Here is a 9,531-nt window from a genome sequence, read left to right as displayed (position 1 = left end):
ACGTCGATCACCTCCAGGTCATAGCTGTCGGGAAGCTCGCTCTCGAGCACCCGGCGCAGATTGTCGATCGCCCGGGTCGAACGCGGCGTCGATCCGGTGACGTAGAGCCTCAGGACGTGCTTGGAACCGGCGTCGGGTTCGGCGGCGGCGGGTGTCTCCGGGGCGGTGGTCACAGCGATGACCCCCGGCGGGTCGCGGCGGCGGAGCGGCTCGCGGTGAGCACCTCCTCCCTGCGCTCATCGACGGTCTCCAGGGCGAGCAGTTCGGCCTCTTCCCGCTCCAGCGCCTCCCGGGTCTCGGCGATCTGCCGCTCGGCGGCGTTGCGCTTCTGGACGAACTCCCGGTGACGGCGGTTGACCTCGTCCAGGCGCTCCAGGGCCGCGGCCTCTTCCTGCGCCTCCTGCACGATACGGGCGCTGCCGGTCAGCACCCCATGCGGCCCGATATAGGGCTCGATCAGGGTCACCCCGCCGCTCCCGAGCAGATATTCGCGGATCTGGTTGGAGTGGCTCATGCCCCGGGCCTTGAGCACGAACAGGCCGCGGTTGCGTTCGCCGTTGGCCTGCAGGTCGTGCAGGCCGATCCAGACGTCCATCAGGGATGACAGGCTCTGGTCGTCGCGGCCCGGCTGATCAGGGTTGATCAGGTTGTTGAACACCCCGGTGATCCCCTTGACCTTCAGGTAGTCCACCAGCCGCAACAGGGTGGCGTGGATCTCACTCTCCGAGCCCCGGAAGGCGGAGATCGGGTCCACCACCACGGCGGTGGGATTGAACTCTTCGATCTGGCGGATCATCAGCACCAGGTGCATCTCCAGCCCGAACAGGCTGGGCCGGGCCGATTCAAACCGCAGCAGGCCGCTGGCCACATGCGCCCCCAGGTCCAGGCCGACCGACTGCATGTTGCGCACGATCTGCTCAGGCGACTCCTCGAAGGAGAAGTAGATCGCCCTCTGTCCCGCCACGCAGGCGGCGTTGACGAAGTGCGATCCGAAGGTGGTCTTGCCGGTGCCCGACGGACCCGACAGCAGCACGCTGGAGCCGCGATAGAAGCCGCCGATCCCCAGCATGGCGTCGATCCCGCCGATCCCGCTGGACACCACCTCGTCGGAGATCGAGTGCGACAGGCCCGCCGAGGTCACCGGCAGGACGCTGATGCCGCCCTGGTCGATCAGGAACGGGTACTCATTGGTGCCGTGGGCCGAGCCCCGGTACTTCATCACCCGCAGACGCCGGGTGGTGATCTGCTCCTCGACCCGGTTGTCCAGGGCGATCACGCAGTCGGAGACATACTCCTCCAGGCCGTGCCGGGTCAGCTGGCCCTCGGCGCCGCGCTCGGCGGTGATCATCGCGGTCACGCCGCGATCCTTCAGCCACTGGAACAGCCGCCGCAGCTCGGCCCGCAGGACGGGGCCGTCGCCCAGGCCCGAGAACAGGGCCTCCAGCGTGTCCAGCACCACGCGCTTGGCGCCGATCTTGTCGATGGCGTGGCCCAGCCGCACGAACAGACCTTCCAGGTCGTACTCGCCGCTCTGCTCGATCTCGCTGCGCTCGACCCGCACATAGTCGATGATCAGCTTCTTCTCGGCCATCAGGCCCGGCAGGTCGTAGCCCAGCGAACTGACGTTCTCCACCAGGTCCTGGGCCCGCTCCTCAAAGCTCATGAAGACGCCCGGCTCGCCGTGCTCGGTGGCGCCCTTGACCAGGAAGGTGAGCGCAAACAGCGTCTTGCCGCACCCGGCCGCCCCGGCGATCAGGGTCGGGCGCCCCGCCGGCAAGCCGCCAAAGGTGATCTCGTCCAGCCCCGCGACCCCGCTGGGCGCCTTGAGGATCTGGGCGGTCATCGCCTTGGTGTGAATTGTCATTGAAACTACCCTCGGGCGCGAAGCGTACATCTGATCAGTACAAGAGCCCCGCCGCCGCGTCCTGACGAAATCTCACCGGTTGAAAAACGGTCCGCGCTCAGAGGGCTCCCCGCTGGCTAGGCCCACGGCGCCGCATGGCGACGGCAGATGGAGTAGGTGAGCCTGCATGGGGCTCCGGCGGGATCTGAAGGGGACACGGCAACTGGGCTCAACTGCCACAGCGAGTGCTCCGCATGCAGGACGCTCTAGCTACCGTATCATTCAGGCGGCTTTGGGCTCGAAGGCGAAGTCCGGAAGGTCCGGTTCTTGGAAGTCGAACGGCCAGTTCGCGACCTAGCCCCGCCTGGACTCACTGCGTTTGGAGCTTGCGCACGAATTGAAGGCTAGAAGGGAGGTCCAGCCTGCCCCGGACACGCGCGCTCGGGATCGGCCGCTATAGTCAGACGAAGCTTAGCCCAAGCTGCGCTGGACTTTGGCTTGATTCGCGCGAAGAGATGAGGTTCGCGGGTCTCAGCCTCGGGTGCGGCCGAACTCTGGCATCGTCTTGGGAGGGTTGGCCGCCTATATGCCCGTTCCTGCGCAGCCCAAGATCTACCACATCGCGCATGTCGACCGGCTCGCATCAATCGTCGGCGACGGCTTCATATTTTCCGACGCCATGATCGCGCAGCGTCAAGCGCCTGGCACCATTATCGGTATGAACCGGATCAAGGAGCGTCGACAGCAGCTGCAGGTCGGTTCCCATCCGGGATTGCGAGTGGGCGAATGCGCGCCGTTCTATTTTTGTTCTCGATCAGTGATGCTCTATCTGATACACAAGCGTAACGCAGAGCTAAGCTACCAAGGCGGGCAAGAGCCAATTGTCCACCTGGAAGCAGACCTCCATAGAGCCGTTGCCTGGGCGGGTCAGAATGGTCGGCGGTGGGCGTTTACGCTTTCGAATGCGGGCGCCTATTACTTCGAAGACTGCGCCGACCTAGCTCTGCTGGATCGAATCAATTGGGATTCGGTTGGCGCGACGCAGTGGGCTGGCGGAGCGAAGGAAGGGAAGCAGGCGGAATTCTTGATGGAGACTGGGTTTCCATGGGCACTCGTGGAGCGGATCGGCGTTTCTTCCAATGCCTACGTCCAGCCTGTTTCTGCAGCCATGGGGGCTGCCCCTCACAGGCCACAAATCGAGGTGCGGCGGGAATGGTACTATTGAGGTGATCGGGATGATTCAGTTCACCAAGGGCGACATTCTAGCGGCGGACGTTGAGGCGCTGGTCAACACGGTCAACTGCGTCGGCATCATGGGCCGTGGCATCGCGCTGCAATTCAAGAACGAGTACCCCGCCAATTTCGAGGCCTATGCCGCCGCCTGTTCGCGTGAGGAGGTGCAGCCGGGTCGGATGTTCGTCTTCGAGACCCGCCGCCTTACAAATCCCAAGTACATCATCAATTTTCCGACTAAGCGGCACTGGCGCGGCAAGAGTCGGATGGAAGACATCGAGTCCGGCCTAATAGCGCTGTCCCGTGAAATCCGCGATCGTGGCATCCGCAGCATTGCGATTCCGCCGTTGGGTAGCGGCTTAGGCGGTTTGGATTGGTCAGAGGTGCGGCCCCGGATCGTGGAGGCTCTTAGCGGCATCCGTGGTGTCGAGGTGGTGATCTACGAGCCGAGCAACGCGCCAGCGATGACGAAGTCGCGCGATGTGCCGAACATGACCGCCGGTCGTGCGGCGCTCGTCGTCCTCATGCATCGCTATCTTGGGGGGTTGCTGGACCCGTTCGTCACCCTGATCGAGTTGCAGAAGCTGATGTACTTCATGCAGGAGGCGGGCCAGCCCCTCCAGCTCAAGTACATTAAGCATCACTATGGGCCGTATGCGGAGAACCTGCGGCACGTGCTGACGAAGATCGAGGGCCACCTATTGTCGGGCTATCACGACGGCGGCGACGCCCCGACGAAGCAGCTCGAGCTGGTGCCTGGCGCAGTGAAGGAGGCTGAAGATTTCCTGGCGGATGACGGGCCTGTGCGGGAGCGGTTCGATCGCGTCGGGGACTTGGTTGAGGGCTTTGAGACGCCCTTCGGCCTTGAGCTTCTGGCCACCGTCCATTGGGTCTCCACGCGTGAACAGCCGACGTCGCCAGCGGACTTGGTCAACCGCGTCTACGCATGGAACGATCGGAAGCAGCAGTTCTCGTCGCGGCAGATAGAAATCGCCATGCAGGCTCTCAAAGACAAGGGCTGGATTGCGGCCTAGCGAGGGTCGCGACCTGTCCAGCAAGTGGCGTACTGAGTGACGGCGATCTGCTCGATCTTGGCGGTTTTCGTCATGCCTTTTCCGACAGCCAGGCCGCTGGTACCCCAAGGCCGCATTTCCCATAGGCCCGGAGGAGTCGCAGCGGGTCGTAGCAGTCAATCATGCAGAAGAGACGCAGGTCCCCCATGCGCTGGGCGTCGGCGCGCATCCTCACCAACTCTGGGATGCCAACATGTCAACGCTGAAGTCGTGCGCGGGCACGCCAGTGTAGTGCGGCATGCCGCTTAGCAGGTAAGGGCGGTTGTCGATCATGCGGCAAAGTCGCGCCTGGGTCAGAGCCGTCGCAAATGCCTGGATTTAACCGACCGCAACCTGGACCGCAGGGTGCAATTCCCTATCCCAAAGGAGCGCTTTCGGGGCGCCGGCTCGCATTCGACGATAGAACTGCGGAGGTTGGAACGCGCCTTCTTCCCGCAGAGCTTGGAGAGAGACGGGCACCTTGAGCGCCTGGACATCCCGGATAATGAGCGCCGCGCCTCGATCCAGCCCGGCGAAATAGGCGTCGAAAGCGGGGCGCGCGATAGCGGCGTGAGAACCGTATCGCCTCCATAGCTCGGTCAACGGCGCCTCGACTACCTTGTCGATGGTCAGCATCGCGACCACGTGGCCGACGGGGAGGGTCGAATAGAGCCAGGCTCGGGTCCCCGCCTGGAGGCGAGGAGGGCGTCGCCGTAGCTCGACGCCCTTCACGCCAGCGAGGATGGCGCGAGCATACTGGGGGGCGACCGAGAGCATGATCGAGTCTTCATCGTGCATCGGGACGTCCCGCATCGAGAATTTTCACTGCAGTTTCAAATTTAAGCATGTGACTCTTAATGAGGTTTGTTGGGTCGACGAGGCCGAGCGCCTTCATGCGGTGGAACGACACGGGGTTTTCGAAGCGCATAATATTGTCGAACCATACGGCAAGAACGGTCGTGCCCTTGACCAGGTCCTGCAGATCGCCGCCGCGGACCACGGCCGCGCGCATGAGAGAGTCGGGTGCATGGGCCTTCGGCACCGCTTCTGCCGACGCCACGCGCGCAACGGCAATGGCCGCGCCGCGGCCGCCGTCCTTGCCCGACTCGTAGAGGATGATGAGGCGCCCTTTCACCAGGATGTGTTGGTTGCGCACTGACGCGAAGTAGACCCGGCGCGAGCGGAACGCAGCCTCCGGCTTTGGCAGGAAGCTGAGCTGGGGCCCGCCGACCAAATCCTCCGCCCAAGCGCGGCGGATGGGCACGACAGCGACAGGGCGGTCTTTGAGCAGGAACAGGCCCGGCGCCGCCAGAGACTCCAGGCTGGCCAAGGGCAGGGTGGCGGCGCGACCATCCAAGGTGACGGCGATCTCCTGTTCGTCGTCTCGGAAATTGGGACAATCGGCCGGAAGCGTCAGGCCCGTGCCTTTCTGAATTCGGTCGCGCAGTGCGGTCCAGTTGAAAGGTGTGACCGCCGTGCCGACGGCGATCTTGCGCAAGGAGGCGTCGACGCCGGCTCGCGTCGCCAAGAAGCCGTTCTCGATCGCGGCTATCCGCGCCACGGACTGGCCATCGACGTGAGCCATCTCGACGCGTGAGGGCCGAGACAGGCTTGCAGCGCGCACGGCGTGCTCGAGCAGGAAGTCCAGGGCGGTGGGTGTGGCAGGGTGGCGGGGATCGGCGACTAGGAGCAGGCCGACCGCATCCGCCGGTCCTGGCGCCGCCCGGCAGGCGGCGAAGGCGATTAGCGCCTGCGCTTCGCGCGCAGCCAGGTAGCGGAAGCGCTTGTCTGCCGTGTCCAAGCGGCTGAATGCCCAGATCACACTGTCGGCGGTACCGTGGGTCTTGAGGAAAGTCACAGCCTCGGCCGAAAGCGACTTCTCCTCCGTGAATGCCAGGTCGTGTTCGGCGTGCCCAGCGACCGGTAGGTCGGCCAAGACCGGGGTGAGGAAGGTTGCAAAATCCTCGGTCGACCAAACGTTGAGGCCATGCTGTTCCCGCAGGGCGGCGTGCGCTCGTAAGACGCCGGTCTCTCCCGTCACGAAGCCTGCGGCGCCCGCCAGGATCGCTTCCGCCAGGTGTCTGAGGTCTGAATGGTCATTGGTCGACAGAGTCCCGTCGCGCCACTGGTCTGGAAACACGGTCGGCGCCAGACGAGTCGCCAAGCTTTCGATCTCCGGCCGCGACGGGCCGGACACCGTCGGCAGCTTCTTGGCGAAGCTCAGCACAGGATCGTCCTTGCCGACGGTGGTGCGCTGCAGCTCCTTCACGAACTCGGTCGTAACGGCCAGGCGGACGCCGCTGTTTAGGGCCGAAGCGAGGATTTTTTCTGCGGCGGGAGTGAAGCGACGCTGCCGGGTGGCGTCGAAGAACACGTTCAAGTCGATGAGGTAGAGCTGCTGGCCACTTTGTGTCGAGCCGCCGTCGTCGATCGCCACCACGGAGGTGGGGCGGTAGTTGAATAAGGTCGGCGTGGAGAGTTCGCGGGACCGAATTTGGATCTGGCGATTGCGGGCCTTGCCGCCGGCCTTGGTACGGACGACGACAAAGCCGTGATGTTCATAGACCCGGTTCGCCGCCAGATCGGCGGCCACCTTCGCAAAGATGGTCTGGAAGCCGCTGGCTTCAGCCGACTGGATCGCCGCTCGAAGGAGACGCGTCGACAGCTTCTGACCCCGGACGGCCGGCGCTACGAAAAGCTGGACGACTCGGGCGTGCGGGAACAGGCCGCTCACCCAGATGTGGCCGGCGTAGGTTCGACCGTCGGGGCCATCCTGCAGCGCTACGGTCAGTTCGCCTTTTCGAGCGGCTTGGTCGTAGGCTGAGGCGGGGAGAAAGCCCAGCGCCTCCTTGTCGGTGTCCGCTGCCGCGCGGATATCCGCAACGAGGCCTTGGATGACAGAGGGCTTCGTCTCAATGCGGAAGGCCATGAGGTTCAACCGGTGATGGCCGACCCCGGGCGACGGCAGCGTCAGCGTAAGCTGCTTTGGGCCGTGTCGTCACGATGGGGTTGTCGCGTGACCGCGTCGTCTTGAGATCGCCATTCAGAGGGAAGGCTTTCCCCTGCGTCCCAGTCCGATGGTTTCGGGCGACTCCTTCGATCTTGTGACACCCCGCAACACCTTGATGGAGTGACGGCCAGCGGGCGTTCTCGGTGCCGCCGCGTGCTGCGGTTCTACTCGAAAGTTAAGCTTCTGGCATCGACACGCTCGCTGAGCGTGTTGGCATTGATCCGCTGAGAAAATGCCTGATGGCACCCAAACGGGCGGAACCCGTCGCGCTGGATCAAACCGACGAATGTCAATTTTCTGGAGCTAAGCCAGTGTCGGCTTCTGGAGCATAGCTGTCTTCACCCTCCACATTGACCCCCACCCCTCCTTCGCCCTAAACCCACCGTTGCGACAGGTTCTCCGAGAGGAGATGAAAAGGGAACTCGGGTGGAAAACCCGGGCTGCCCCCGCAACTGTAAGCGGCGAGCCCGCGCGCCATCAGCCACTGGGTCCCTCGGGGTCTGGGAAGGCGGCGCGCAATGGGTGCTGCCCCGTGAGCCAGGAGACCTGCCTGACGCAGTCGTCCTTCGACCGGCCGGGGTGCGCCGAGCGAACGGGGATTGTCCCGAGAGGCGACGTTTGTTGGGCCGTGGCCCGGCGATCGTGCGCCCTGACCCCCACCCCGGGGTCGTGACGTCTGTCGCCTGGGTCGCGGCTCGTCGTCAGATGAAGGGGCAAGACCCGTGAAGACCTATCTCTATTCGACCGCCGCGCTTGCCGTGGCTCTATTGACCTCGAACTCGGCCCTGGCCGACGACAAGGCGCCAACGCCCGACGCCGCGGGCGCGGAAGCCGCCAACCCGGTGAGCGAGCTCATCGTCACCGCCGCCCGCGGGCCGCAGGACCCCGCCAAGGTGGGCCAGTCGGTCACCGTCCTGACGGCGGGCGACATCGCCGCGCGCCAGCAGGTGCTGGTCTCCGACCTGGTGTCGCGCACCGTGGGCGTGGCCTATTCCCGCAACGGCGGGCCGGGCGGCATCACCACCCTGCGCATCCGCGGGGCGGAGGGCGACCAGACCGTGGCCGTGGTGGACGGGGTGAAGATCAACGACCCGTCGGCGCCCGGCGGCGGCTACAACTTCGCCAACCTGCTGACCGGCGACGTGGCGCGCATCGAGATCCTGCGCGGCGCCCAGTCGACCCTGTGGGGCGGCCAGGCCATAGGCGGCGTGATCAACATCGTCACCGCCGAGCCGTCTTCTGCCTTCGAGGGCAGGCTGCAGGCCGAGGCCGGCACGCAGGAGACCAGCTATCTGCGCGGCGCGGTGGCGGGGCGCAGCGACCACCTGGTGTGGCGGCTGTCGGCCGGCCACTATGAGACCGGCGGCGTCTCGGCCTTTGCCCGGGGGGCGGAGGACGACGGCTATCGCCAGGCCGCGGTCAGCGGGCGGGCCCGGGTGATCGTGACGGACGACCTCTCCCTGGACCTGCGGGCGGTCTACACCAAGAACCGCAACGAGTTCGACGGCTTCCCGGCGCCGGCCTTTTCCTTCGCCGACACCGGCCAGTACGCCGAGATCGAGGAGCTGGTGGGCTATGCGGGCCTGAACATCGCCCTGCTGGACGGCCGTCTGAAGAACCGCCTGGCCTTCGGCTACACCAATTCCGACAGCCTGAACTTCAACCCGGCCCAGGCGGTGACGCCCCTGACCTTCGACTCCACCGGCCGCAACAAGCGCTGGGAGTACCAGGGCAGCCTGGAGATCACGCCGGCCTGGACCGCCACCTTCGGGGCCGAGCGGGAGGAGGCCAGCTTCCGCAGCCGCGCGCCCTCGGCCTTTGCGCCATCGCCGGTGGCGGCCACGGCGGAGGTGGGGATCGACAGCCTCTACGGCCAGGTTCGTGGGGACCTCAGCGATCACTTGTCGGTCAGCATCGGCCTGCGGCGCGACAGCCACGACACCTTCGGCGACCACACCCTGGGGCAGGTGTCGGCCGCCTGGTCCATTGGCGAGGCAACCATCTTGCGCGCCAGTTTCGGCCAAGGATTCAAGGCCCCAACCCTCTATCAGCTCTATAGCGAGTACGGGAACCTGGGGCTGAAGGCCGAGCAGGCCGACGGCTGGGACCTCGGAGTCGAGCACAGTGTTGGTGATGGCTGGCTCGTGGTGACGGCCACCGGCTTCGGGCGCGAGACGGAGAACCAGATCGACTTCGTCTCCTGCGCCTTCGGGTCGCTCGCGCCCATCTGCAACCCCGGCGGCGTGGCCCGGTTCGGCTACTACGACAACACCGCAAAGACCGCTGCGCATGGGGTTGAGCTGGTCGCCGCGGTCACCGCCGGCCCCTTGCGCCTCGACGCCAACTACAGCTGGACCCACACCGAGAACCGCTCGGCGGGCGCCAACCGGGGC

Annotated in this window: 6 protein-coding genes and 1 riboswitch; of the genes, 3 read left to right on the top strand and 3 right to left on the bottom strand. The window is 65.4% G+C overall.

Annotated features, from left to right (window positions below; all coding sequences use genetic code 11):
• Positions 1–169 precede the first annotated feature (169 nt).
• Positions 170–1,864 carry a circadian clock protein KaiC gene (kaiC, locus tag RMO97_RS02030; RefSeq protein ID WP_310538890.1) on the bottom strand — a complete coding sequence of 565 codons (1,695 nt, stop codon included), beginning with the start codon at positions 1,862–1,864 and terminating at the stop codon, positions 170–172.
• Positions 1,865–2,417: 553 nt separating this feature from the next.
• Between kaiC and RMO97_RS02025 the strand changes: the two genes are divergently transcribed.
• Together RMO97_RS02025 and RMO97_RS02020 are read left to right on the top strand one after the other, a co-directional pair.
• Positions 2,418–3,068: a DUF4433 domain-containing protein gene (locus RMO97_RS02025; RefSeq protein WP_310538889.1), complete on the top strand. Its 651-nt coding sequence runs from the start codon at positions 2,418–2,420 to the stop codon at positions 3,066–3,068.
• A 10-nt stretch (positions 3,069–3,078) separates the two neighbouring features.
• Complete coding sequence (locus RMO97_RS02020; protein ID WP_310538888.1) at positions 3,079–4,110, top strand: macro domain-containing protein; 1,032 nt, start codon at positions 3,079–3,081, stop codon at positions 4,108–4,110.
• 357 nt (positions 4,111–4,467) lie between these two features.
• Here RMO97_RS02020 and RMO97_RS02015 read toward each other — a convergent pair whose 3' ends face one another.
• The gene (locus RMO97_RS02015) at positions 4,468–4,926 is read right to left on the bottom strand and encodes a hypothetical protein (protein WP_310538887.1); all 459 of its coding nucleotides are present in this window, start codon (positions 4,924–4,926) and stop codon (positions 4,468–4,470) included.
• Complete coding sequence (locus tag RMO97_RS02010; RefSeq protein ID WP_310538886.1) at positions 4,916–7,057, bottom strand: GNAT family N-acetyltransferase; 2,142 nt, start codon at positions 7,055–7,057, stop codon at positions 4,916–4,918. The genes RMO97_RS02015 and RMO97_RS02010 overlap by 11 nt, the downstream gene beginning before the upstream one ends.
• A gap of 456 nt (positions 7,058–7,513) precedes the next feature.
• Positions 7,514–7,707: riboswitch (cobalamin riboswitch) on the top strand.
• A gap of 153 nt (positions 7,708–7,860) precedes the next feature.
• Here RMO97_RS02010 and RMO97_RS02005 point away from each other — a divergent pair.
• On the top strand, positions 7,861–9,531 hold a 1,671-nt coding region (locus RMO97_RS02005), incomplete at its 3' end, for a TonB-dependent receptor domain-containing protein (RefSeq protein WP_310538885.1).

It is taken from the genome of Phenylobacterium sp., from assembly GCF_031425575.1.
Taxonomy (GTDB): Bacteria; Pseudomonadota; Alphaproteobacteria; order Caulobacterales; family Caulobacteraceae; genus Phenylobacterium.
The sequence above is the reverse complement of the archived record's forward strand: the minus strand, read 5'-3'. Positions and strand labels throughout refer to the sequence as shown.

Coding starts and splice junctions, on each gene's coding strand:
- RMO97_RS02015 (WP_310538887.1), bottom strand. CDS start 4,926: ATGCACGATGAAGACTCGATCATGCTCTCGGTCGCCCCCCAGTATGCT.
- RMO97_RS02020 (WP_310538888.1), top strand. CDS start 3,079: ATGATTCAGTTCACCAAGGGCGACATTCTAGCGGCGGACGTTGAGGCG.
- kaiC (WP_310538890.1), bottom strand. CDS start 1,864: ATGACAATTCACACCAAGGCGATGACCGCCCAGATCCTCAAGGCGCCC.
- RMO97_RS02010 (WP_310538886.1), bottom strand. CDS start 7,057: ATGGCCTTCCGCATTGAGACGAAGCCCTCTGTCATCCAAGGCCTCGTT.